The organism is Brevibacterium permense (genome assembly GCF_025506275.1).
In the GTDB taxonomy this organism is placed as follows: domain Bacteria; phylum Actinomycetota; class Actinomycetes; order Actinomycetales; family Brevibacteriaceae; genus Brevibacterium; species Brevibacterium permense_A.
Map to the genome: position 1 here is coordinate 1 of NZ_QYCP01000001.1, position 21,508 is coordinate 21,508.

At 64.4% G+C, this 21,508-nt stretch carries 25 protein-coding genes and 2 tRNA genes; 3 read left to right on the forward strand and 24 right to left on the reverse strand.

The window, feature by feature from the left end:
* The 14 genes from D3I60_RS00005 to D3I60_RS00070 form a co-directional block, all read right to left on the reverse strand.
* A partial coding sequence (locus D3I60_RS00005) for an HK97 family phage prohead protease (protein ID WP_262773851.1) occupies positions 1 to 522 on the reverse strand: 522 nt, incomplete at its 3' end.
* Complete coding sequence (locus tag D3I60_RS00010) at positions 519 to 1,712, reverse strand: phage portal protein (protein ID WP_262773853.1); 1,194 nt, start codon at positions 1,710 to 1,712, stop codon at positions 519 to 521. The genes D3I60_RS00005 and D3I60_RS00010, both read right to left, overlap by 4 nt.
* Before the next feature lie 87 nt (positions 1,713 to 1,799).
* Complete coding sequence (locus D3I60_RS00015) at positions 1,800 to 3,950, reverse strand: phage terminase family protein (protein ID WP_262773855.1); 2,151 nt, start codon at positions 3,948 to 3,950, stop codon at positions 1,800 to 1,802.
* Positions 3,947 to 4,282 (reverse strand): HNH endonuclease, encoded by a 336-nt coding sequence (locus D3I60_RS00020; RefSeq protein WP_262773856.1) that lies wholly within the window; start codon positions 4,280 to 4,282, stop codon positions 3,947 to 3,949. The genes D3I60_RS00015 and D3I60_RS00020 overlap by 4 nt, the downstream gene beginning before the upstream one ends.
* On the reverse strand, positions 4,279 to 4,497 hold the full coding sequence (locus D3I60_RS00025; protein ID WP_262773858.1) for a helix-turn-helix transcriptional regulator: 219 nt from the start codon (positions 4,495 to 4,497) through the stop codon (positions 4,279 to 4,281). Before D3I60_RS00025 ends, D3I60_RS00020 begins: the two co-directional genes overlap by 4 nt.
* A complete protein-coding gene (locus D3I60_RS00030; protein WP_262773860.1) occupies positions 4,494 to 4,796 on the reverse strand; it encodes a hypothetical protein in 303 nt (100 codons plus the stop codon). Before D3I60_RS00030 ends, D3I60_RS00025 begins: the two co-directional genes overlap by 4 nt.
* Positions 4,797 to 4,968: 172 nt before the next feature.
* Positions 4,969 to 5,235: a hypothetical protein gene (locus D3I60_RS00035; RefSeq protein ID WP_262773861.1), complete on the reverse strand. Its 267-nt coding sequence runs from the start codon at positions 5,233 to 5,235 to the stop codon at positions 4,969 to 4,971.
* Positions 5,236 to 5,608: 373 nt separating this feature from the next.
* Positions 5,609 to 5,866, reverse strand: coding sequence for a WhiB family transcriptional regulator (locus D3I60_RS00040; RefSeq protein ID WP_262773862.1), 258 nt, complete (start codon positions 5,864 to 5,866; stop codon positions 5,609 to 5,611).
* The gene (locus D3I60_RS00045; protein WP_262773863.1) at positions 5,863 to 6,168 is read right to left on the reverse strand and encodes a hypothetical protein; all 306 of its coding nucleotides are present in this window, start codon (positions 6,166 to 6,168) and stop codon (positions 5,863 to 5,865) included. The genes D3I60_RS00040 and D3I60_RS00045 overlap by 4 nt, the downstream gene beginning before the upstream one ends.
* Entirely contained in the window at positions 6,165 to 6,452 is a 288-nt protein-coding gene (locus D3I60_RS00050) for a hypothetical protein (RefSeq protein WP_262773865.1), read from the reverse strand. The genes D3I60_RS00045 and D3I60_RS00050 overlap by 4 nt, the downstream gene beginning before the upstream one ends.
* Positions 6,449 to 6,658, reverse strand: a complete 210-nt coding sequence (locus tag D3I60_RS00055; RefSeq protein WP_262773867.1) for a hypothetical protein — start codon at positions 6,656 to 6,658, stop codon at positions 6,449 to 6,451. The genes D3I60_RS00050 and D3I60_RS00055 overlap by 4 nt, the downstream gene beginning before the upstream one ends.
* Positions 6,645 to 6,905 carry a hypothetical protein gene (locus tag D3I60_RS00060; RefSeq protein ID WP_262773869.1) on the reverse strand — a complete coding sequence of 87 codons (261 nt, stop codon included), beginning with the start codon at positions 6,903 to 6,905 and terminating at the stop codon, positions 6,645 to 6,647. Before D3I60_RS00060 ends, D3I60_RS00055 begins: the two co-directional genes overlap by 14 nt.
* Positions 6,902 to 7,081, reverse strand: coding sequence for a hypothetical protein (locus D3I60_RS00065; RefSeq protein WP_262773871.1), 180 nt, complete (start codon positions 7,079 to 7,081; stop codon positions 6,902 to 6,904). Before D3I60_RS00065 ends, D3I60_RS00060 begins: the two co-directional genes overlap by 4 nt.
* Complete coding sequence (locus tag D3I60_RS00070) at positions 7,078 to 7,281, reverse strand: helix-turn-helix domain-containing protein (RefSeq protein ID WP_262773872.1); 204 nt, start codon at positions 7,279 to 7,281, stop codon at positions 7,078 to 7,080. The genes D3I60_RS00065 and D3I60_RS00070 overlap by 4 nt, the downstream gene beginning before the upstream one ends.
* A 97-nt stretch (positions 7,282 to 7,378) precedes the next feature.
* Between D3I60_RS00070 and D3I60_RS19250 the strand changes: the two genes are divergently transcribed.
* Positions 7,379 to 7,699 (forward strand): helix-turn-helix domain-containing protein, encoded by a 321-nt coding sequence (locus D3I60_RS19250; protein ID WP_369415265.1) that lies wholly within the window; start codon positions 7,379 to 7,381, stop codon positions 7,697 to 7,699.
* On the opposite strand, the gene D3I60_RS00075 is transcribed toward D3I60_RS19250, so the two are convergent.
* A tRNA-Arg gene (locus D3I60_RS00075) sits at positions 7,658 to 7,730 on the reverse strand. The two genes, D3I60_RS19250 and D3I60_RS00075, sit on opposite strands and share 42 nt — an antisense overlap.
* Before the next feature lie 374 nt (positions 7,731 to 8,104).
* Here D3I60_RS00075 and D3I60_RS00080 point away from each other — a divergent pair.
* A complete protein-coding gene (locus tag D3I60_RS00080; protein ID WP_262773874.1) occupies positions 8,105 to 9,937 on the forward strand; it encodes a phosphoenolpyruvate carboxykinase (GTP) in 1,833 nt (610 codons plus the stop codon).
* Positions 9,938 to 10,150: 213 nt separating this feature from the next.
* Here D3I60_RS00080 and D3I60_RS00085 read toward each other — a convergent pair whose 3' ends face one another.
* The 5 genes from D3I60_RS00085 to D3I60_RS00105 all read right to left on the reverse strand — a co-directional run bounded on the left by D3I60_RS00085 (position 10,151) and on the right by D3I60_RS00105 (position 15,486).
* A complete protein-coding gene (locus D3I60_RS00085; protein WP_262773876.1) occupies positions 10,151 to 10,318 on the reverse strand; it encodes a hypothetical protein in 168 nt (55 codons plus the stop codon).
* Between the two features lie 312 nt (positions 10,319 to 10,630).
* The gene (locus D3I60_RS00090) at positions 10,631 to 10,864 is read right to left on the reverse strand and encodes a hypothetical protein (RefSeq protein WP_172171696.1); all 234 of its coding nucleotides are present in this window, start codon (positions 10,862 to 10,864) and stop codon (positions 10,631 to 10,633) included.
* A complete protein-coding gene (locus D3I60_RS00095) occupies positions 10,861 to 12,240 on the reverse strand; it encodes an inorganic phosphate transporter (RefSeq protein WP_262773880.1) in 1,380 nt (459 codons plus the stop codon). The genes D3I60_RS00090 and D3I60_RS00095 overlap by 4 nt, the downstream gene beginning before the upstream one ends.
* Positions 12,241 to 12,505: 265 nt before the next feature.
* Positions 12,506 to 13,921 carry an aspartate aminotransferase family protein gene (locus D3I60_RS00100; RefSeq protein WP_262773882.1) on the reverse strand — a complete coding sequence of 472 codons (1,416 nt, stop codon included), beginning with the start codon at positions 13,919 to 13,921 and terminating at the stop codon, positions 12,506 to 12,508.
* 80 nt (positions 13,922 to 14,001) lie between these two features.
* Entirely contained in the window at positions 14,002 to 15,486 is a 1,485-nt protein-coding gene (locus D3I60_RS00105; RefSeq protein WP_262773884.1) for a CoA-acylating methylmalonate-semialdehyde dehydrogenase, read from the reverse strand.
* A 113-nt stretch (positions 15,487 to 15,599) separates the two neighbouring features.
* Here D3I60_RS00105 and D3I60_RS00110 point away from each other — a divergent pair, with 113 nt between their 5' ends.
* Positions 15,600 to 17,360: a PucR family transcriptional regulator gene (locus D3I60_RS00110; protein WP_262773886.1), complete on the forward strand. Its 1,761-nt coding sequence runs from the start codon at positions 15,600 to 15,602 to the stop codon at positions 17,358 to 17,360.
* Between the two features lie 87 nt (positions 17,361 to 17,447).
* Here the strand turns inward: D3I60_RS00110 and D3I60_RS00115 are convergent, their stop codons facing one another.
* The 4 genes from D3I60_RS00115 to D3I60_RS00130 form a co-directional block, all read right to left on the reverse strand.
* Positions 17,448 to 18,452, reverse strand: coding sequence for an Ldh family oxidoreductase (locus tag D3I60_RS00115; RefSeq protein ID WP_262773888.1), 1,005 nt, complete (start codon positions 18,450 to 18,452; stop codon positions 17,448 to 17,450).
* A 105-nt stretch (positions 18,453 to 18,557) separates the two neighbouring features.
* Positions 18,558 to 19,649 (reverse strand): proline racemase family protein, encoded by a 1,092-nt coding sequence (locus D3I60_RS00120; protein WP_262773890.1) that lies wholly within the window; start codon positions 19,647 to 19,649, stop codon positions 18,558 to 18,560.
* 116 nt (positions 19,650 to 19,765) lie between these two features.
* Positions 19,766 to 21,013 (reverse strand): FAD-dependent oxidoreductase, encoded by a 1,248-nt coding sequence (locus D3I60_RS00125; protein ID WP_262773892.1) that lies wholly within the window; start codon positions 21,011 to 21,013, stop codon positions 19,766 to 19,768.
* 184 nt (positions 21,014 to 21,197) lie between these two features.
* Positions 21,198 to 21,286 (reverse strand) — tRNA-Ser (locus D3I60_RS00130).
* Positions 21,287 to 21,508 lie beyond the last annotated feature (222 nt).

Genomic DNA, 21,508 nt, shown 5'->3' on the forward strand with positions numbered 1-21,508 from the left:
GGTGGGATGGGCGCGGACGTTCGAGATCTGGGCGTCTGCGTAGGCGGGGAATGGAACGAGGGAGTATTCGCGGACCTCGACCTCTTCGTGGATGATCAGCGGCGGCAGGTCTCCGGTCTCGTCGTGTTCTTCGCGCCACTTGATGGGCCGGAATCCGACCGAGAGGCCGCGCACGACACCGTCGGATGCCAGGGTGTGGGCCTCGGCTGCGGTTGGGGTGTCGGATAGGGCGAGCTTGACCTGACGGCCCGCGTCGGTGTCTTTCGATGCGGTGACCTTGCCGATGGGGTCGCGGTGCTGCCAATAGGCGAGAGCACCGGCGTCGTCTTTGATCGCACCGGGTTCGAAGCGTTCCCGGAAGTAGTCGGTGGCGAACTCGGAACCGTAGGGCACGCCGATGCCTTCGATCTCGCGCTTACCGTTGGCGTCTGCGCCGGTGCGGATCTCGAATCCTTCATAGGTGCGGCGGGCGAGAGATCCGGCGTTGGTGAGCTGGTCGAGTGTGATCGTGGTGTCAGTCATGCTGGGGTCTCCTGTGTGGTGACGCGCGGGGTCTTGATGCGGGTGTTGACTTCGTCCCATTGCTCGGGTGTCAGGGGTGGGCGTCCTTCGATGCGGCGGACTTCGTCGACGGTGAGGAATCCAGCTTCGAGGGCGACGCGGTGCGAGGCGTATCGGCTGCTCGTGTCGGATCGGAGCAGCCCTTCGAGGTTGAACCGGATGGTCTGGCCTGCCGGGGACAGGTCGGTCAGTGCCTCTTCGAGCTTGCGGAGGTACTGCATGAGCGTGAACCGGGCGAATGCGAGCCATTCCTGCTCGACGTTCGAGTAGGTGAGGCTGTTGCCGTCGAGGCTGACGAGCATGAGCGCCGAGGGGATGCCGAACAGGCGGGCGAAGTCGGTGACGGTGAACTTGCGCACTTCGAGCCACTGGGCGTCGGCGGGCTTGAGCATGAGCGAGGTGTATTCGCTGTCACCGCCGAGGACGCGCACGCCGGTGGGGTTGTCGGGATCGGCGGCGGCTTCGTTCCACCGATCGCGGAGCTGCTTGGCTTCGTCTTGGGTCTTCGACGACTTCGAGGAGATGAGGCCATTGGGCTGGCCGGAGCCTCGGAACCAGTTTGTCGAGTAGTCGCGGACATCGGTGGCTGAGCCGAGTTCCTGGCGAGCAGCCTGGATTGGGCCGAGTCCCCGCACCTGGCCTGGCAGGCGCATGAGCGTCTGGTGGTTGATGTCGGCGGAGCTGAGTTTCTGGCCGTCGTGGTTGTACCAGATGCGGCGAGTCTTCGGGTCGCGAGTGATTGTGACCTCGGAGGGCGGCAGAATTCGCGCTGCGGCGGTGGTGCCGTCGGGGTGTTTGATCTTGCGCAGGAACAGGTTTCCGTCGAGGGCGAGGGAGAGCACGGCCTGTTCGATCCAGTCGGAACGGTCCATGTCGGGGTCCGGCTTGCGCACGAGCGCCGGGATATCGGAGGGGTGCTTGACGATGACGGTCTGTCCCCCGCGCTCGAAGTTCAGCGGCAGTTGTGCAGCCGAGGTCGTCATGACCTGCAAGGCTCGGTAGACGGGGATGAGGCCGACGGCTTCGCGGTCGGACACGTCGCCGACGTTCTCGCGGGGCGGGAGTTTGATCAGGGGTTTGCCGGTCTCTGCGGATTCGGCTGCACGCTGGGCGAGTGCGAAGCCGGGGAACATGCGAGAGATAAACGACATGCCAGAATCGTCTGGCCGAGCATGTTGTGGTGGCCCGTTTACCTGGTCATATCGGGACAGGTTGGGACATACCGGGACAGCAGCGGTTCAGATGAGCAGCGTTTGCGTCGGCACTTCGGGGTGTTCGTGAGCGTAGAGGGCGACGGCTCCACCGATGAGCGCCGGGGTCGGGACGGCACCGTCTCGGGAGAACCGGCGGACACCGTTCGACCGGCGCACCTCGGCACCGGCCATCTGGGCGCGGAGTTCGTCGCTGCCGTCATGGATGAGCACTTCGTCGGCACCGGCGTAGTCGAGCAGCGCCTCGGTCGCTTGCCCGTACTCGGCCATGCTGAGAGTTCGGATGTCGTGGCCGAGATCCTCAAGTGCTTTGACGAACCGGGACGATGGACCGGCGCTGTCAGCGGCCAGCGGTGATCCCCACTGGCCTGCGAGGTCGTCGACGTAGGGCACGAGCCACGAGGTGCCGGGAGCCTGGTGGACGATGCGCACACACGGGCGTCCGGTGCGGGCATCCGTCCAGGCCGCGCTGACGGCGGCGGCAGCGTTTCGCGGGGCGACCTCGATACCGAGCGTAATCTCGCTCGTGTTCTCCGGCGGCTCGACGTCGATCGCGAGGTCATCCCACACGGCGAGGTCGACGAGGGTGCCGTCACTGGCGACGAGGGTGTTGCAGTAGGCGCGGAGCCATGTCGCTCGACGTGCTGCGGATTCCTGGGCGGAGCGGGCACGCTTGGCGAGGTCTTCCTCGGCGATGGTGTTGCCCAGCGCCGGGTGGAACAGCCACCACGATTTCGGGTCGAACGGGTCGGCACCTTCGGGAATCGAGTATTCGATGTAGCACAGGTCGGGGTTGTCACCGGCGCGACCGTGGTCGACGTAGTCGTTCATCCACTCCGAGGCGACGGTGCCCATCGTCGAGACCATCCACATCTGGGCGCGTGAGCCCAGGGTGATCTGGCTCGGCTCGATTGCGCCGATGAGGGCGTCGCCGAGTTCCTTGGTGAAGTGCCACACCTCGTCCATCGTCACCAGGTGCGGGTGTTCACCGTGGAGGGCGGAGAATGTCGGCGAGAACCGGGTGACGTGTGCGCCGGGCTTGCCGCGCACTTTCACGCCTTCGGCACCGTTGGATCGAGACGAGGACAGCAGCAGTTGCAGCAGTGATTCCTCGACGCGTTCGAGGAATTCCATCATGCGTTTTCGGGCGTCTTGCCCGGTCTGCGCGGTGTACCACACGGCGGCGGGGTCGGTGCGAGTCAGTGCCCGATGGACTTGCAGTGGCACGGTGAGGTCGGTCTTACCGGACTGGCGGGGCACGGTGATCAGCACCGTCCCGTAGTGGTAGCGGCGGAGGCCGAACGAGTCGAGCCGGTACTCAGTGGCGACTTCGAGCGCCTTGTACTGCCAGGGCATGAGGTGGCGACCCATGGCGCGGGCGACGGCGCAGATTTCGTCGACCTCGGTGAGGTAGGACGGGTCGCGTTCGGGGTGATGCGCTGCCTCGGGTAGGTACTTCCACGGTGATGGGGTGTCATCGACGACGGAGGCGAGTAGTTGGTCGACGCGTTCCTGGTCGGTGACGGTGGCCTCGGGGCGTGGCAGGCGTTCGAGGAGGGTCTGCATCACCGAGGCGAGCAGCGCGTACCCGGATTCGGCGCCGATGTGCAGCGACCGGTCGAGGTCGCGGGCGGTGGTCAGGGCGAGTTCTTCGTGGGCGGCGAATTCGAGGGTGGAGAGTCCGGCCTCGCGGCGGGCGACGAGGGTTCGGTGAATGCCGGTCTCGGTGACACCGGCAGACTCGTCGAGCTCGGGCAGATCTGGCAGCGGGCGACGGTCGTCGTCTTCGTCGTCGGTGGTGCCGTCGCCGAGCAGTGCCGAGAGGTACGCCTGCAGCAGGCTACTGCCAGCGGCCTCGGGGGCGGGCAACGATTCCAGGGCATCGGACATTGCCTGCACGAGCTTCGCGCGCCCGGATGGTTTGGACCGACCGATCGAGGCGTCGAGCTTCATCGCGTCGGCGACGACGAGAGACACCAGCCCGGAATCGAGATCGCTGATGATGCCGGACTCCCGGCGAGCCTCGACACTGGCCGCGACGATCTCGGCGAGTCGGCCCGGCTTCGGATGCGGTAGGTCGAGTCCCGGAATCATCGACGTGAATCCCGGACGATCTCCCCCGTTTTCGGAGGGGTGATCGAGGGTGTTTTTCGAGGTCAGATCGGCTGTTTCCGTCATTGCGTTTTTTCTGAGCGGTCCGGGGAGGGATAAACACGGGGCGCGGGGTGTTCGGCGGATTCCGTGTCAAAAAAACGGCGACCGTCGACGAAGACGACAGGATTTCGCGCGCCGACTTGCGAGTAGTTGCAGTTCGAACACGCGATTGCGAGGTTGCGAAGGTCGAGCACATCGCCGCCGTCTTTGCGTCGTTTGATGTGCTCGACTGTCGCGTCTTTGAACGTTCTGATTCGCTTCTTACACCAGTGACAGCGCAGTCCATCACGAGCGATGAGCAGTGACTTGATGTGCTGTCGTGTCTTGTAAGGCACGCTCGACCAGCTGTTGCTCACGGCTTCTGCCTCAGGTTGTTGATGTAGTCGCTCACATCCTGTGGGTGATAGCGCACGTCACGCTCACTGAGCCTGGTGGGCTTCGGCCCCTTGCCTCGCTGTCTCATCTTGCGCAGGGCCTCGGGGGTCTTACCCAGGGCCACGGCCACCTGGGCCGGGGTCATGAGGCGGGGTGGTAGGTGGGCGGGGGCACCACCACGACGGGGCACGGTCATCGGTTGGCCTCATCTCGGTAGGTGTTGATCACGGTCTCGATTTGTTTTGCGGTGAGGGTGCCCGACACCTGGACTCCCACCCATAGGCCGTAGATGATGAGACCGAGGATGACGAACGGCCAGAACACTGAGCACAGGATGCACGTGGCGCTGTCATCGTCATGCCAGTATCCGGCTGGATACGGGGTGAACCCGAGCCGGTATCTGAGCTTCATCACGACGTAGGTGACGAACAGAGCGATCAGTGCGACGAGCAGGTAGCAGCCGATGCCGATGAGGACGATCTGATTCTCACTCATGGCAGCAGTCCTCTCGGCTCGATGCTGATACAGAGGGTGGGCGTTCTCACGACACCCTCCACTACGAAGCCGTCCAGCTTCCCCACGAGCTCCCACTCGGTATCCTCTTCCCTGGTCTCCAAGACCACCTGCGCGATACGCGAGGTCAACTCCTCGATTCGTCTCCTGTCACTCACTGGTCGGCCTCGATTCTGCCGGTGGCAATGTACGATGCCACGGCGATCAGTGCGTCAGGGTAGGTGTTCGCGGTCATCTCGGCACCACCGTCGAGAGTGGTCGCACCGAGCGCGCCGAGGAATCCTGCACCCTTGATCGGCTTTCCTGACTGGCTGTACTTCTGCTGATAGTCCTCGGGTAGTCCCACCACTTCGGCAGCTACCTCGATTGCCTTGGCTCGGCACTGTGCATGAGTGTTCGTGAAGCGGGGCTGATCTGACATGTGCGGATCTCTTTCTCTCAGTGTGTGTTCTATTGACCGGCTGCGGGTTTGTGCACTTCCCCAATCGGAGCTAGCGCACTGCACCCGCGCCGGTTCCCTCTCCCCATAAGCGATTTTCACCACCGGGGCCACAATCTGCCGGTACAGGAACGACTTCTGGGGCCACGTCCTAAACGGAGCGTGTCCCTGCGTTCCTCGTCCCGACAGATGATCAGTCTGTGTTCGGTTCGAGATCCCCAGCCAAGGTGGGCATCCGCTGCGCTAATCAGCGGGGTTTACGTTGGCGGCTTGAGTTGGTGACTCAGTCGTGCCCGTATGCAACACTGAGACGCTGTTTGAGCCAGGTAGCGCGGCCTGTCGTGCTATGTGTGGGTCAGTTGTCACCTCCGCTGTAGGCGGCGGCTGTGCGAAGCGCATGGCGTTCTAACGGGGTACGTCCCCCGAACACGCCATAACGGTTGTGGGCGCCGTGTCCGGCCTCGGCGCGCATGGCGACCTCGAGGCATTGGGCGGCGATGGGACAGCCGGTGCAGAGCGTCTTCGCCTGCTTGAGGGCTGCGGGAGTCTCGGGAAACCACTCGTCGGGGTGGTGGCGTTCGTAGTCGCGGCACGCGATTGGCTGCGCGCTCACAGATCGTCGCCTTTGACGATCGTGTAGTACTTCGTGAAGTACGCGCCGGGCAGGGCGTGCGTGGCAGTGCCCTCGTTGTCGAGCAGGTACACAGTGGCAGGCTCGGGGCGCGTGAACTTCCGTTTACCTTCGCGGCGGTAGCGGAATCCGCCGGGGGTGCCGATGACGAAGTGTCCGGCGCGGGTGAGGGCTTCCATGATCTGTTCGTCGTGGCGGACACCTCGGCGGCGGAGGACGCGGACGCGTTCACCGGTGGTGTTGACGACGGCGATCTCGGAGAGGTCAGTGAGCGTTCTCTTCACAGTCCACCTCGGCTCATGAACCAATCCAGCTCGAATTGGGCGAGATCCGGGCGCGGGGTCGCGTCCCAGTGGTCTTTGAGTTCGTCGGTCGCCCAGCGGTATGCGCGGGCTGAGGGGCCGGTCATGAGTTCGTAGCCGGTGATTCCACGGCGACGGGCCTCGGCTGTGACCATGCAGCCGTTCGTAGCGATTTCGGCTTGCGCGTAGGCGTGTTCGATGTGGGCGTTGAAGTCGAGCTTCATCTCTGACCACATCGCGGCGGCGGACTGGAAGATGACACTCATGAGCACACCTCAGGCATTTGCGCGGCACGGAGAAACAGGGCGGCGACTTCGAGGGCCTCGGCCCACGAATCGGCCGTGCCAACAACGATCCCGGCGGGCACGTCGACGACGAGCCATGTCATGCCGCGCGGGTGGTATTTGTACACGCTGAGCTTCTGTTTCGGCTCGGAGTGGACACGAGCGGCGTGGAGGCTACCGGCGTACATGACGGCCTCGTGCTCGTGGTGTGCGGGTCATCTTGGCTTCGAGGTAGTCGGTGATCTCGACGATGAACGTCAACAGCGCGACGGCGAGGCTAATCGAGGCGATTCCCGACCACAGCCACAGCCACGTATTGAGCACGTCGACGGGCTGGCCATTGATCATGGCGAGCACCCAGCCGAAGCCGAGCAGTGAAGTGAACATGGCACCCATGAGCACGGTGTTGATGCCTGCAGCCTTAAGCGCGCTCACTGCACGGTCTCCGTGTAGTTGATGCCGGTTTTCTTCGACCATTCGGCGCGGATGCCTTCGGCGGCGTTGTCAGTCACAAACTCGGTGCCAGACGAGTGGGACGGGAACGTTGCGAATTCGCGGAGGTCTTCGAGGGTGCATCCGAGTTCTCGGGCGAGGATATCGAGCGTGATCATTTCGTGGTCTCCTTTGACCCGTCGCGGAGTTCAGCGACGCGTTCTATCTCGTCCTCGGCGAAGAACATTTCGCCCGTTTTGCCGTTGCCTCGGATGATCGGAACGAGCTTTCCGCTCTTGACCCAACGCGAGAGGGTGGAACGGTCGACGCTGAGGCGTTCCGCTGCCTCGCCGGTTCCCATACAGTCCAACTTGTGCATGTCACAAGGTTTGCACACTTCACTAGGTTGTGCAACACACAAGCATTTCTAGGCATAAGTTGTTGCACGGTTGCACTAATTTGTGCATACTTAAGCTATGAGCGAGAATCCCGACTTAGACATCTTGCACAGGCTTGAGTTCACGCGCGCTGACCGGCTCGCGAAGTCACTCACCGCTTCGGGCGTGAGTTCACAGGAGATGGCCGACTACCTTGAGGTGTCGCGCAACACGATCTCTAACTGGATCAACGGGCGCACGTCCCCGCGCCGCCCCGACCTTCTGGCGTGGGCGCTGCGCACGGGCGTGCCGATCGACTGGATCGAATCGGGTGAATTGAAAAACCCCCGCCCGGATGGACCGAACGGGGGTAGTGAGTGCGCCACGAGGGATTCGAACCCCCAACCTTCTGATCCGTAGTCAGATGCTCTATCCGTTGAGCTAGTGGCGCATGTCGCTTGGACTCACGCCCTGCAACTCGAACAACTATACACACCAGTTTCACCGAAGCTCAAATCGCACGCACGTGCGCTTCGCCACATTCGCCCTCACGGTCAGAGCCGCCTCGGCGAGAGGGGATGTAATCGCAGATTTCAGCCGTCTATCAACTATGAAATAAAACGTCAATTATTTGAAACAACACGTCATCCGATTGTCGTGCTTGCGTCAATCGACCGCTGGCTGTGATCCAATGCACATCTTCGAGTGACCGAAACGCGGGTTTTTCGCTTCCGCTCCCATCCTACGGTGGATATGTACCAACCGCTCGACGGACGCCAGCCGCCGGAGACGAAACCCCACACCCGATTGACCAGGAGACCACTCATGACTGTCCTCGACCATGATGTCGTCGCTGACCAGCTGAAGAACGCACCGACCGAGAACAAGTCGGTGCTCTCATTCGTCAGCCGGATCGCCGCCCTGACCACCCCGGACGACATCGTCTGGATCGATGGTTCCGAAGCACAGAAGAACGAGATCGCTGAGAAGCTCGTCGAGGCCGGCACCATCCAGCGTGTCAACGGCACCAAGGACTCCTACTACGCGGCCTCCGACCCCGAGGACGTCGCCCGCGTCGAGGGCCGGACCTACATCTGCTCCGAAGACGAGAAGGATGCCGGTCCGCTCAACAACTGGGTCGCTCCCGCGGAGATGAAGGAAACGCTCAACGGTCTCTTCGAGGGTTCGATGCGCGGACGCACCATGTACGTCATCCCCTTCGTCATGGGCCACGCCGAGGCGGACCAGCCGATGTTCGGCATCGAGGTCACCGATTCGGCCTACGTCGTCCTCTCCATGCTCGTCATGGCCCGCTCGGGCAAGTACGCCCTCGATGCGATCGATGCCCAGGACGCGAAGTTCGTCGAATGCGTCCACTCTGTCGGCGCTCCGCTGGAATCGGGACAGGAAGACGTCGCCTGGCCCTGCAATACCACCAAGTACATCACTCACTTCCCCGAAGATCGCGCCATCTGGTCCTTTGGCTCCGGCTACGGCGGCAACGCTCTGCTGGGCAAGAAGTGCTACGCGCTGCGCATCGCCTCCGCGATCGCCCGCGACGAAGGCTGGCTGGCCGAGCACATGCTCATCCTCAAGCTGACGAACCCCGAAGGCGTCGTCAAGTACGTCGCCGCCGCTTTCCCCTCGGCCTGCGGCAAGACCAACCTCGCCATGATCGAACCGACCATCCCCGGTTGGAAGGCCGAGACCCTCGGTGACGACATCGCATGGATGCGCTTCGGCGAAGACGGCCAGCTCTACGCCGTCAACCCCGAATTCGGACTCTTCGGGGTCGCCCCGGGCACCGGTTACACCACGAACCCGACCGCGATGCGCGCCATCGAGGCAGGCGGCAACATCTTCACCAACGTCGCGCTGACCGACGACGGTGACGTGTGGTGGGAAGGCAAGACCGACGAGGCGCCTGCCCACCTCACCGACTGGAGGGGCAACGACTGGACGCCTGAGTCCGACACCCCGGCCGCTCACCCGAACTCGCGTTTCTGCACCCCGATCGCGAACGTTCCGACCCTGGCTCCCGAGTGGACCAACCCGAACGGTGTGCCGATCTCGGCCATCCTCTTCGGCGGTCGTCGCAAGACCACGATGCCGCTCGTGACCGAGACCCAGGACTGGACCCACGGTGTGTTCATGGGCTCGGTGCTCTCCTCGGAGACCACCGCGGCTGCCACGGGTGCCGTCGGCGTCGTCCGCCGTGATCCCATGGCGATGCGTCCGTTCATCGGCTACAACGTCGGTGACTACCTGCAGCACTGGATCAACATCGGCAACACCGAGGGCGCCCAGCTGCCGAAGATCTTCTACGTCAACTGGTTCCGCCGCGACGACGACAACTCGTTCCTGTGGCCCGGATTCTCCGAGAACTCGCGCGTTCTCAAGTGGGTCTTCGAACGCGTCACCGGCGCCGCCGATGCTCAGGAATCCCCGCTCGGCCTCACCCCGGTCGAAGGCGGCCTGGACACCGAAGGCCTCGACTTCACCGACGAGCAGCTGCGCAAGGCTCTCGCCATCAAGCCCGAAGAGTGGGAGACCGAACTCGGCCTCATCGAGGAATGGTACGCCGAGCTCGGCGATTCGGTCCCTGCCGAACTCCGCGCCGAGGTCGACAACCTCCGCCAGCGTCTCGGCCTCGCCTGAGTCGTTTGGCCGAGTTGCTTAGCTGTGTGGCTAGTCTGAGTCGTTTGGCTTCATCGCTGACAGTCTGAGCCGTTCGTTCATCGACAATCCCCCAACCGCCGCCGAGGTGGTTGGGGGATTGTCGTATTTCGTTGAGGCTGTGCGGTTGACCGATTGAGAGCCCGCCGCTGATCCGTCAGTGCCTCCGGGCTATAGGCCCGAAGCCGCGCAGACTCAGTGATGCGCCGCCTGCGCCCCATGAACCTCACGGAGAAATACCAACACATCACGCGGTTTCGCCTTGAGCTCCCTCGACACGCGACAGGTGACCTTCTCCGGCTTCCTCGGCTTGCCGATCAGCGCGTTCTGATGCGCGGTCGCCCCGCGGGCGGTGATCGTCACGAACAGGGCATCCGGAAGCGGATACTTCCTCCCCTCGAACTCTCCCCCGATGTCGACGACACCTGACCACGGCGTTGCGAACTGACTGAGGCGTCCTTCCGGTCTCCACCGTGAGGACTCCACGCCCCACCGCGATATGACCATCTGTGGTCTTAATAGGGGAAAGACGAACAGCCAGCTGACGAGTGCAGCCTCGGCGTCACACGGGGATCGCCCAGAGAGCTCAGGCGAGCACTTCAGAAACGACACGCGGCCCGCAGCGCGGAGGTGTCAAGCACCGTCGGAGGCGTCAAGCGGTCGCCATCCGACGCTTCAGGCGCCGTGGAGGGCCGGGACGATGAGGTAGACGCCGAGCAGCACGACTGCTCCGCAGATGCCGAAGACCGCCCAGTAGCCGACCGGCAGGGCCGAACTGCTGCGGCCCTCCTCGACACGGTCGAGGTGCGCGGCGCGCATCCGCACTCCGACGGAGAACAGCGTGATGACGATGATGGCCGAGACCCATGTCGCGGCCGCAACGATGGCGAACGAACTCCACTCGATCATTTCGCGTCTCCCTTATCGCTCGCATCTGCCCGGCCGGCATCGGCTCCGGAAGAAGATCCGGTCGACGATGAACTCGTCTTCGCAGCCTCGGCGGGAACCGCCCCGTTCTTCTTCGCATTGCGGTGGGCACGGCGCTTCTCTTTCGCCGCCTGCTTCTCCGCCCAGGCCTCGTAGCGGGCTTCCCGCTTCTCCTGAGCACGTTTGCGGTTGCGGTCCTTGCGCAGCTTGCGCTTGCGGCCGCGGATGTTGACAGCCTCGCCGACGGTGTCGAAGTTCGAGATGTCCGTCTCCTCGACCCGGCGGGAGCTGAGGTAGATCCACAGCACCACGACGACGGCGATGACCGTGTCGACGACGACGCCGACCGTTCCCAAGTGAGCGATGCCGGCGGCGATGCCGCCGACGATCGCGGCGGCTGGAATCGTCAGCAGCCAACCGGAGGCGATCCGTCCGGCCGTCGACCACTGGACATCGGCACCTTTGCGGCCCAGCCCCGAACCGAGCACGGAACCGGAGGCCACCTGCGTCGTCGACAGGGCGAAGCCGAGGTGCGAGGAGGCGAGGATGGCCGCAGCCGTCGACGTCTCGGCCGACAGTCCCTGAGCGGGCTTGACCGTCGTCAGCTTCGTGCCGAGAGTGTCGATGATGCGCCAACCGCCGACATAGGTGCCCAGCGCGATGGCCAGAGCACATGCGGTGATCACCCAGATATGCGGGCCGGTGCCGTGCTCCTGCAGGTTCGCGGAGACGAGCACGAGGGTGATGACGCCCATCGTCTTCTGCGCATCGTTCGTTCCGTGGGCGAGAGCCACCAGCGAGGACGAGAAGATCTGCCCGTACTTGAACGGTGCACGGCGAGCGGTTTTGCCCTCCTCGTTGCGGCGGGTGATCGCGTAGGCGATCTTCGTGCACAGATAGGCGCTGAACCCTGCGATGAGAGGGGCGGCCAGAGCCGGGATGACGACCTTGGACAGGAACACTCCGTAGTCGACGGAGTTGAGTCCGGCACCGACGATGGCCGCACCGATGAGGCCGCCGAAGAGTGCGTGGGACGAGGATGACGGTAGGCCGAAGCGCCACGTCGCCATGTTCCAGATGATGGCCCCGATGAGGCCGGCGAGGATGAAGTCGGGAGTGATCTGGACTCCCCCGCCGCCTTCCTTGATGATGCCGCCCGAGATGGTCTTGGCCACCTCGGTGGAGAGGAAGGCACCGACGAGGTTGAGGATTGCGGCAAGCGTGACTGCCGTCTTCGGTTTGATGGCCCCGGTTGCGATCGGTGTGGCCATGGCATTGGCCGTATCGTGAAAGCCATTGGTGAAGTCGAAGAACAGTGCCAATGCGATGACGAGCACGACGACGAAGATGATTTCCACTAATCGACCTTGGGTGTAGACACTATTCGGACCGTGGATGATGCAGCTGACGGCCAGCCATCACTATCCCGCAGAAGTCTACCCACAGATTCAACCGCTCTTCACCCGCAATTCGACCCTACTCCACCTCGTTCACCTTTTGTTCACTTTTGACGTGCGCAAACGGGCCCCGCCCGGCTGAGAGTGCAATAGCACTCACATTCCGAACGGGGCCCGAAAACAGCAGTCCCTCGCCGAGGCGACTCCTCCTTCACGCGTGACGAATCTACTCCGTGACGTACCGATCCGCGACGTCGAGTGCCCGATCCAGGGCGGCGAGCCCGAATCGCACGTCCTCATCCGGGGTATTGAGCGGCGGCACGACGTGGATTCGGTTGAAGTTCGCGAACGGCAGCACGCCTTCGGCCTTGAGCACTCCGATGACCTCGTTCATCTCCGGCGAGCTGCCGCCGTACGCCGCCAGCGGCTCCTTCGTCGTCCGGTCCTTCACGAGCTCGACGGCCCAGAAGCAGCCGAGACCCCGGACATCACCGACCGAGGGGTGGCGCTGCGCCATCTCCCGCAGTGCCGGGCCGATGATGTCCTCGCCGAGGCGGTCCGCATTGACGATCATCCCCTCGTCCTCCATCGCGGTGATCGTCGCGACCGCTGCCGCACAGGCGAGCGGATGTCCTGAGTAAGTCAGTCCGCCCGGATAGACCCGATCGCGGAAGGTCTCGAAGATCGCATCCGAGATGGCGACCCCGCCGAGCGGGACGTATCCGGAGTTCACGCCCTTGGCGAAGGTGATGAGGTCCGGGGTGACGTCCCAGTGGTCGAGGGCGAACCAGCGACCGGTGCGGCCGAATCCGGCCATCACCTCGTCGGCGATGAAGACGATCCCGTACTTCGCCGTCAGCTCGCGCACGCCGGCGAGGTAACCGGCAGGTGGAGCGTAGATCCCCGCGGTGCCCGGAACGGTCTCGAGGATGAGGGCCGCGATATTGCCGGGCCCCTCGAGGGTGATCATGTCCTCGAGATGGGCCAGCGCCCGCTGCGTCTCCTCGGCCTCGGACGTCGAGTTGAAGTACGACCGGTAGGGGTAGGCGGGCATGAAGTGGACGATGCCCTCAGCTGAGTAGTCGTTGGCGAACCTGCGCGGGTCGCCGGTGACGTTGACGGCCAGCTGCGTGCCGCCGTGGTAGCTGCGGTAGGCCGAAAGCACCTTCGTCCGACCGGTGTGCAGTCGGGCCATCCGGATCGCGTGCTCGTTCGCGTCGGCTCCCCCGTTCGTGAAGAACACATGATCGAGGTTGCCCGGTGTACGTTCGGTGATGAGTCGGGCCGCCTCGGAGCGGGCGTCGTTGACGTGCTGCGGCGCGATGGTGCACAGCCGGCCGGCCTGCTCCTGGATGGCCGCAACGACGGCCGGGTGCTGATGGCCGATATTCGTGTTGACCAGCTGCGATGACAGGTCGAGCAGCTTTCGACCCTCACCGTCCCAGACGTAGGGGCCGGCGGCGTCGACGATCGTCATCGGGTCGAACGGCCCCTGAGCCTGCCAGGAGTGGAAGACGTGCGCACGGTCGAGTTCGTGGGCACGTCGCCCGGCCTCGATCTGCTGCGCATCGATCCGATCAGCGCCCGAGCGATCAGCGTCGAGGTGCGATTCGGTGAGCTGGGAATCCGCGGTGGTGGTCATGTCAGGGCTCCTTCGCCGAGGTGGTTCGTCGTTGAGAGCACGTCCGCCCCCGGTCGGGGCGGACGTCCGTGGTGGTGTGTTCAGTCGTTGGTCGGGAAGCCGAGGTTGAGTCCGCCGTGGCTGGGATCGAGCCAGCGTGAGGTCACGACCTTCCCACGGGTGAAGAAGTGGACGCCTTCGTCGCCGTAGGCGTGGGTGTCGCCGAACAGCGAATTCTTCCACCCGCCGAAGGAGTAGTAGCCCACGGGCACGGGGATCGGGACGTTGATGCCGACCATGCCGACCTCGACTTCGTTCTCGTAGCGGCGGGCCGCTCCCCCGTCGTTGGTGAAGATCGCGGTGCCGTTGCCGTACGGGTTGGCGTTGATGAGGTCGAGGCCCTCGTCGTAGCCGGGGACGCGGACGACGCAGAGCACGGGGCCGAAGATCTCATCAGTGTAGATCGACATGTCGGTGGTCACGTCATCGAACAGGGTCGGATTGAGGAAGAACCCGTCGGCCGGGGTGTTCTCCCGACCGTCGAGGACGACCGTCGCTCCCGCCTCGGCGCCGGCATCGATGTAGCCAGCAACCTTGTCGCGGTGGGCGGCGGTGACGAGCGGTCCCATGTCCGGCTCGGTCGCCCCGTCGCCCACGCGCAGGGTCTTCGTGCGCTCGGCGATCTTCGCCACGAGCTCATCGGCGACGGAATCGACGGCAACGACGACGGAGATCGCCATGCAGCGCTCTCCTGCGGCGCCGTAGCCGGCGTTGACGGCAGCGTCGGCGGCGAGGTCGAGGTCCGCATCGGGCAGGACGAGCATATGGTTCTTCGCTCCGCCGAGCGCCTGGACGCGCTTTCCGACGGCGGTGCCGTTCTCGTAGACGTACTTTGCGATCGGGGTCGACCCGACGAAGGACACCGAGGCGACCTCGGGGCTCTCGAGGATCGTGTCGACGGCTTCCTTGTCACCGTGAACGACATTGAACACGCCGTCGGGCAGGCCTGCTTCCTTCCACAGCTCGGCGAGCCAGTTCGCGGCCGACGGATCCTTCTCCGAGGGCTTGAGCACGACGGTGTTTCCGGTGGCGATGGCGACGGGGAAGAACCACATCGGAACCATGGCCGGAAAGTTGAAGGGAGAGATGATCGCGGCGACGCCGATCGGCTGGCGCAGGGAGTGGACGTCGAGTTTCGTCGACGCGTTCTCCGTATGACCGCCTCTCAGGTGGCCGGCGATGGCGCACGCGAATTCGACGACCTCCTGCCCGCGGGCGACTTCGCCGAGGGCGTCAGAGAGGACCTTGCCGTGTTCGGCGGTGATGATCTCCGCGAGCTCCTGCTTGCGGGCATTGAGAAGCTCGCGGAAGGAGAAGAGGATGGACGTGCGCCGTGACAGCGAGGTGTCGCGCCAGGCGGGGAATGCGGCGGAGGCCGCGGCAATCGCCGATTCCACGGTGGCCTTCGACCCCAGGGCCACCTGGCCACTGACGACTCCGGTGGCCGGGTTCGTGATATCGCCGAGGCGGGTGTCGGTGTCCGCGGTGACGGTCTGTCCGTTGATCCAGTGGGAGAGCGTTGCCATGTAGGGTCCTTCTGCGTCGTCGGTTCGTCGGTTGAATCCATCCTCTGTCCGCTCTGCCGATCTCGGAAGTGTCAGAGTGTCAGAATCTTCGCCCTCGGCTTTACACTGTGTCAATGGACACTGCGCGAGAGTCGAGCGGGGCATCGCTGAGCATCGCCGGACTGCTCGAGTTCGAGGAGATCAAGGCTGCAGAGCCTGCGGTGCTTGCCGGCGAAGCAGGCCTCGGCCGGGCGATCCGCTGGGTCCACATCGCCGATTCCGAGCATGTCGAGCGCTTCCTCGAGGGTGGAGAGCTCGTGTTGACCACCGCCACAGCCTTCCGCCATTCGCCTGAGGCGATGACGGAGTTCCTTGACCAGCTCGAGCGCGCAGGTGCCGCTGGGACGATCATCGAACTCGTCGATGAGAACTCGACACACGATGAGGAAGCGCGCGAGATCGCGGCCGCGGCCGCCTCGGCGAGGGAACTGCCTGTCATCGTCCTGCCGCGTCGGGTGAAGTTCGTCAGGATCACCGAGCTCGCGCACCGCAGCCTTCTCGCACAGCAGATCTCGCGGCTCGAACATGCCCGGGAGATCCACGAGACGTACACGCAGCTGAGCCTTGATAGGGCCGAAGCGCAGACGATCGTCGTTCGCACGGCCGAACTGCTGGGCACGGCGGTGGTCCTCGAGGATGTGTCCCATCGGGTTCTCGCCCATTCCGGCCGTGGTTCGCAGGATCTCGCGCAGAAGTGGGTCGACCTCGTCAGCGGAGCGAGCACGACACCCGGCGGTCACGCGCCGTCGCAGTGGCGGCAGACGCCGGTGGGGCTGCGTTCTCGCCGGTGGGGCCGGCTTGTTGTGCCCGGCGGCGCCGAGTCCGTCGCCGATCTCGAGCAGGTCATCGAACGCGCGGGTGAAGCCCTGACGCTGACTCGAATGGCCGATCGCGATGAGCAGGATCTGCTGCTGCAGGCCCAAAGCGGCCTGATCCGAGAGATCACGGACTCCGAAGGCATCGACGAGCGTTCGGCACGGGAGCGCGCCCGCTCTCTGGGATTCACTCCTGCTGAAGGGGCCGAGCTCACCCCGGTGGTCGTCCGCATCGATCGTGAGGCCGACACCGATCCGACTCGGGTGCAGCTGCAGGAGCGCGGCCTGACTCAGGAGATCTCCTCTGCCGCCTCGCGCCTCAATCTGGGTCTGCTCATGACGAGCCTGCAGTCGGGTGTTTTCGGGTTCGTTCTGGGGCCCGGTCGCGGGAGGACCGGGGGCCCGCAGCGTCGGCGGACTCCAGTCGCGGGCGCCGAATCCGAGCAGGCAGGGACCACGCTGGCGAATCCGCGCGGCACCGATGACGCCGACGACCGTCTCAACCGCCTCCTCGCCGAGCTCGAGGGACTCTCTGCGAGCTGGGTGGTCGGGGTCGGCCGGAGCAGCACCTCACTGCTTCGCGCTGTCGCCGGTCTCGAAGCAGCCTCTCACGTCGCCGAGGTCGCGTCGACGCTCGATGTGCGTGAGCGTTCGTTCTACCGCTCCTCGGACGTTCGCATTCGCGGGCTTCTGTCTCTGCTGGCCGAGGACTCGCGACTCCGCGCCTTCGCCGAGGGAGAGCTCGGGCCCCTGCTCGGCGAAACGAGCGGCGGCGGTCGCCGGGACGCAGATCTGCGTTCGCCCACGGATTCCGCGGACGAAGAACTGCTCGATTTCCTCGAGCTCTATCTCACCCATGGTGGGAACAAGTCAGCGATGGCGCGTGCCGGGCACCTGTCCCGGCCCGCACTCTACGCACGGACCACGCGTCTGCAGGATCGCCTCGGCGTCTCGCTCGATGACGCGGAGTCGCGCACGGCGCTGCACGTGGCGCTGCTGTGGTGGAGGATGTACGGCTGAGGACTGTACTCGACGGAGTCGACGACTCCCTCCAGCGGGGTCGTGTGCTGCTCGGGACAGAGCAAGCTTCGATCGGTCAACAGCAATTCAGTCGAACAGGGAGCGAATCGTGTCGGTGATAGGGATTCCGCGTTCGGCCGCCTCGGCGCGATTGGCATAGCGCCGATCACCGGGCTGACGATCCATACCTGCGTCGCGGAGCATGTCGACGAATTCGCGGACGCGGCCCAGATAGGCGTCGTTGCCGCCTCGTTCGGGATTGATGACGATGAATAGCTGACCGGTCCGGAAGGTGTGGGCGCCCACGGGGGCCTCCGCGTCTACCTCATAGGTGAAGGCACCGCCGGTCAGCCCTGCCGCGAGCGTTTCGATCATGAACGACAGCAGCGCACCCTTGTGCCCGCCGATGGGGCGGATGCCGCCGCCGTCGAGGATGGCGTTCGGATCCGTGGTATCCGCGCCAGTCGAGTCGACCCCGGTCCCGACCGGAACGTCCTGGCCCTCTGCCCGCAGCAGCTGCAGGTCCCCGTGTGACATCGACGATGTGGAGAAGTCGAAGACGATCGGGGCCGCGTCAGCCACGGGCGTGGCGAAGCCGAACGGATTGGTGCTGAAGACCGGCCGGGTGGCCCCCTCGGGGACGACGGCGAGCTTGCCGCTGGCGATCATTCCCATCGCCACCCGGCCGTCGCGGGCAAAGGCCTCGAGGTCGGGCCACAGGGCACTGAAGTGATGGGTATTGCGCAGGGCGATGACGGCGACACCGGTGTCGTCGAGCGCTTGGTCGATCGCCGGCCTCGCCTCGGCGAGTGCGGGTTGGGCGAAACCGTTGTGACCGTCGATGCGGATATAGGAAGGGCCGACCACGTCGATGCTCGTTAGCGCGGCCCCATCTGCCCAACCGCGGGTCAGCGAATCGAGGTATCCGGCCACGCGGAAGACTCCGTGGCTGAGAGTGCCGTCGCGTTCACAGGTGGCGCAGTTGGTCGCCAGCACTTCGGCGACTGATGGAGAGGCACCGGCTCCGATGAGCTTGGCTTCGATCGCTGAGACAAGATCATCGAAAGAGATGCAGTCGGGTTCATTCGTCATTGTGCGCTCCTCGTGTGCAACGAATCGTGTCGGCTTCGACCATTGCCCTCAATCAGCAGACTACCGCTCGAACAGTCATCGATCCTGCCCCGCCATATCCGCTTCTCAACTGTCGACTCCTGGTTCCGCTGCGCTCGTACCACCGCTCCAGATGTCGCCGACGGTAAAGCCGACCGGAAACGGATCATCGGCCTCGAGCACGAGCTGCTGGAATCCTGTGATCCACCCGCGCCCGGTGATCGAAGTGATGACGGCTGGAATTCCGCCGATCTCGGTCTCTTCCTTCACCCCGGCGGTGAAGGTCGTGCCCATCATCGATTCGTGGACGAATCGCTGGCCGACGCGCAGTTCGCCGCGGGCGTGCTTGGCCGCCACTCGACCGCTCGTACCGGTGCCGCACGGAGAGCGGTCAAAAGTCCCGGTCCACGTACTCGGATCGCCGAGGTCGACGATGCCGTTGGGCAGGACGACCGCGTTGCGTCCGTCAGTGCCCTCTGTTCGGGCGGGTCCGTGGATCAGCGGCAGACCGATCGAATCGATTTCAGGGATGAGAGGATGCCTCACCTCGAAAGTCTCGTTCGCCGCCTGCCGCAACACGCTGGCTGCCCTGATGATCTCCTTGGCATTGCCCGGATCAAGCTCCACGCCGAGGTTGTCCGCCGCAGTCTGTACGTAGAATTGACCACCGAAGACGATGTCGACGGGGATCGTCCCGTACCCCTGCACCTCGAGAGGCAGGTCGAGTCCGTGGACGAAAGCCGGAACATTATCGAAGGTCACCGACTTCGCTCGGCCGGCCTCCACCTCGGCGCGGACCGTGACGACACCGGCGGCGGTATCGACCTGCAGCTCGGTGACCGGTTCGCTGACATCGACGGACCCCGTCTCGATCAGCGCCGTGACGGTGCAGATGAGGTTCGAACCGGACATCGGCTTGAACCCGCCCTGCTCCATGACGATCATTCCGAAATCGCAGCTCGGATCCGTCGCCGGCACGACGATCGGGGAGCACAGGCCGGGATAGCCGCGGGGTTCGTGGAGGATGAGGTTCCGGAAGTCGTCGAGGTGCTCTTCGCAGTAGCGCAGCTTCTCGGCTATCGTCGCACCTTTGACCCGCAGTCCCGAGCCGATGAGCACTCGGCCGGGTTCGCCGGCCGCGTGGACATCGACTGCCTGAATGAGCTGTCTGTTCTTCACGTTCCCTCGTCTCTGTTCGGGCGGGCCTCAGACACGACTTCGCTGCCCGTGACTTGCTGTGTGGTCATGAGCCCATCCTCGTCCGTTCGGGTCCGTGTGGCGTTGGCGTGAGTCGTTCAGAATCGGTTCGGGGACACGCGTGCGAGCAGTTCGTCGGGAAGCGTCGAATGCCCGTCGGATATGAGTCCGGCAAGCAGTCGGGCAGATCCCGGTGCCAGTGTCAGACCGAGCATCGAATGTCCGGAATTGATGTAGGCGTTCTTCACGGAGTCCAGGCGCCCGATGACGGGAAGGCCATCGGGAGTCATGGGGCGCGACCCAGCCCATGGAGCCAGTTCTCCCTGACCGTCGCCCCAATCGCGGAATGCTTCCTGAGCCGCCCGGCGGATCGCGTCGACGCGAACCTCGTTGACGTTGTCGTCCGTGCTGCCGAACTCCATCGTGCCGGCGAGCCTGAGCTTGCCGTTCAGCGGAGTGACGGCGACGCGAGCATCTTCGAGAGTCAGAGATGTGCGCAGCCGAATCGGAGCAGGTGAGTAGTCGAGGCTGTAGCCCTTGCCCGAGCAGATCGGGATCTTCTGGCCGAGTTGCTTGGCCAGAGCCCCGGACGGAACGCCGGCGGAGATGACAAGAGCGTCAGTTGCGATGACCTCAGCATCGGAGGTGACGACGGCGGTCACGGCGTCACCGGAACGGACTAAGTGTCCGACGCTGGTGTTCTCCCGCACGATGACACCGAGAGCGGAGAGTTTCGCGAGAAGGCCCGCCGTCAGGGAGTCGGGTTCGATCTGTCGGTCGGCGGAGAAGAACAGACCGTGGCGGATGCGACTGCTCAGGGCCGGTTCGGCTTCGCGTACAGCATCGTCGTGGAGGCGCAGCGGGTGGTGGCCAGCAGCTTCGAAGGCCGGCAGGCTCGCGCAGTGCTCATCGAAGCGTTCCCGAGTCTCGAAGGCCAACAGCACACCGCGGTCGTGCATCTCGAAGTCGATGCCTTGGGTCTGGTACTCGTCGAAGAGGTCGTTCGCGTCCTCGCCGAGACGCAGGTGGAGATCGAGGCCGGCTTCGAAGTCACGCGCATTGCAGTGTGCGGCCATCTGCAGCAGAAATCTGAGGTAGCCGGGTGCGAGCGACGGTCTGATCGACAGCGGACTGTCGGGCCTGAGCATCCATCGGATCCCCTGAAGCAGCACCCCTGGGGCGGGTACCGGAGTGCTCTCGGCAATGGCGATCTTCGCGGCGTTCCCGCGCGAGGCGCCGGCGCCGCAACGGGCGGCCTCGATGACGGTGACCGTGTGCCCTCGCAGAGCCAGTTCGTAAGCGCTGGTCAACCCGACCACGCCGCCTCCGATGATGACTGTCTTCATTCGGTTGCCCTCCGTTGGTCCCCGAATCGGCGGTTTCGTCACCTCGCCAGAGCCGAGGACGCCGAAATTCCAATCAGTCTAGGACAATCCATTGCAGGACACGCCGGGCGGTCCTTGAGAGAAGACAGGTCGGAAACGCAGAACCCCTGCGACCTGATCCAGATCGCAGGGGTTCTGCCAAACGCGGAGCCGGTGGGATTTGAACCCACGGTCCCCCTATCGGAGGACTTCACCTTAGCAGGGTGACGCTTTCGGCCGCTCAGCCACGACTCCATCTGCACTGCGGTGATCTGCTCCGGCGAAATGCCCGCCGACAGACCCTCCAGCACTACGGGTACAGCCTAAGGGAAAGGAGCCATCCAGGGCAAAGCGCGGCTGCGGAGAGTGGGCTTCGTCATAGTCGAGTCGACCTGTGATGGGCGCGAATCCGGGCCGAACGTCCCCTTTGTTCCGCTCCCCCACACCGGAATTCCAGCATTCATCAATGTGCAGGCG

Excerpts from the sequence above, each read along its gene's own strand:
- D3I60_RS00090 (WP_172171696.1), bottom strand. The coding sequence starts at position 10,864 with ATGATCGAGTGGAGTTCGTTCGCCATCGTTGCGGCCGCGACATGGGTC.
- D3I60_RS19250 (WP_369415265.1), top strand. The coding sequence starts at position 7,379 with ATGAGCGAGAATCCCGACTTAGACATCTTGCACAGGCTTGAGTTCACG.
- D3I60_RS00030 (WP_262773860.1), bottom strand. The coding sequence starts at position 4,796 with ATGAGTGAGAATCAGATCGTCCTCATCGGCATCGGCTGCTACCTGCTC.
- D3I60_RS00010 (WP_262773853.1), bottom strand. The coding sequence starts at position 1,712 with ATGTCGTTTATCTCTCGCATGTTCCCCGGCTTCGCACTCGCCCAGCGT.
- D3I60_RS00100 (WP_262773882.1), bottom strand. The coding sequence starts at position 13,921 with ATGACCACCACCGCGGATTCCCAGCTCACCGAATCGCACCTCGACGCT.
- D3I60_RS00105 (WP_262773884.1), bottom strand. The coding sequence starts at position 15,486 with ATGGCAACGCTCTCCCACTGGATCAACGGACAGACCGTCACCGCGGAC.
- D3I60_RS00080 (WP_262773874.1), top strand. The coding sequence starts at position 8,105 with ATGACTGTCCTCGACCATGATGTCGTCGCTGACCAGCTGAAGAACGCA.
- D3I60_RS00015 (WP_262773855.1), bottom strand. The coding sequence starts at position 3,950 with ATGACGGAAACAGCCGATCTGACCTCGAAAAACACCCTCGATCACCCC.
- D3I60_RS00025 (WP_262773858.1), bottom strand. The coding sequence starts at position 4,497 with ATGACCGTGCCCCGTCGTGGTGGTGCCCCCGCCCACCTACCACCCCGC.
- D3I60_RS00070 (WP_262773872.1), bottom strand. The coding sequence starts at position 7,281 with ATGCACAAGTTGGACTGTATGGGAACCGGCGAGGCAGCGGAACGCCTC.
- D3I60_RS00110 (WP_262773886.1), top strand. The coding sequence starts at position 15,600 with ATGGACACTGCGCGAGAGTCGAGCGGGGCATCGCTGAGCATCGCCGGA.
- D3I60_RS00065 (WP_262773871.1), bottom strand. The coding sequence starts at position 7,081 with ATGATCACGCTCGATATCCTCGCCCGAGAACTCGGATGCACCCTCGAA.
- D3I60_RS00115 (WP_262773888.1), bottom strand. The coding sequence starts at position 18,452 with ATGACGAATGAACCCGACTGCATCTCTTTCGATGATCTTGTCTCAGCG.
- D3I60_RS00035 (WP_262773861.1), bottom strand. The coding sequence starts at position 5,235 with ATGTCAGATCAGCCCCGCTTCACGAACACTCATGCACAGTGCCGAGCC.
- D3I60_RS00055 (WP_262773867.1), bottom strand. The coding sequence starts at position 6,658 with ATGTACGCCGGTAGCCTCCACGCCGCTCGTGTCCACTCCGAGCCGAAA.
- D3I60_RS00050 (WP_262773865.1), bottom strand. The coding sequence starts at position 6,452 with ATGAGTGTCATCTTCCAGTCCGCCGCCGCGATGTGGTCAGAGATGAAG.
- D3I60_RS00125 (WP_262773892.1), bottom strand. The coding sequence starts at position 21,013 with ATGAAGACAGTCATCATCGGAGGCGGCGTGGTCGGGTTGACCAGCGCT.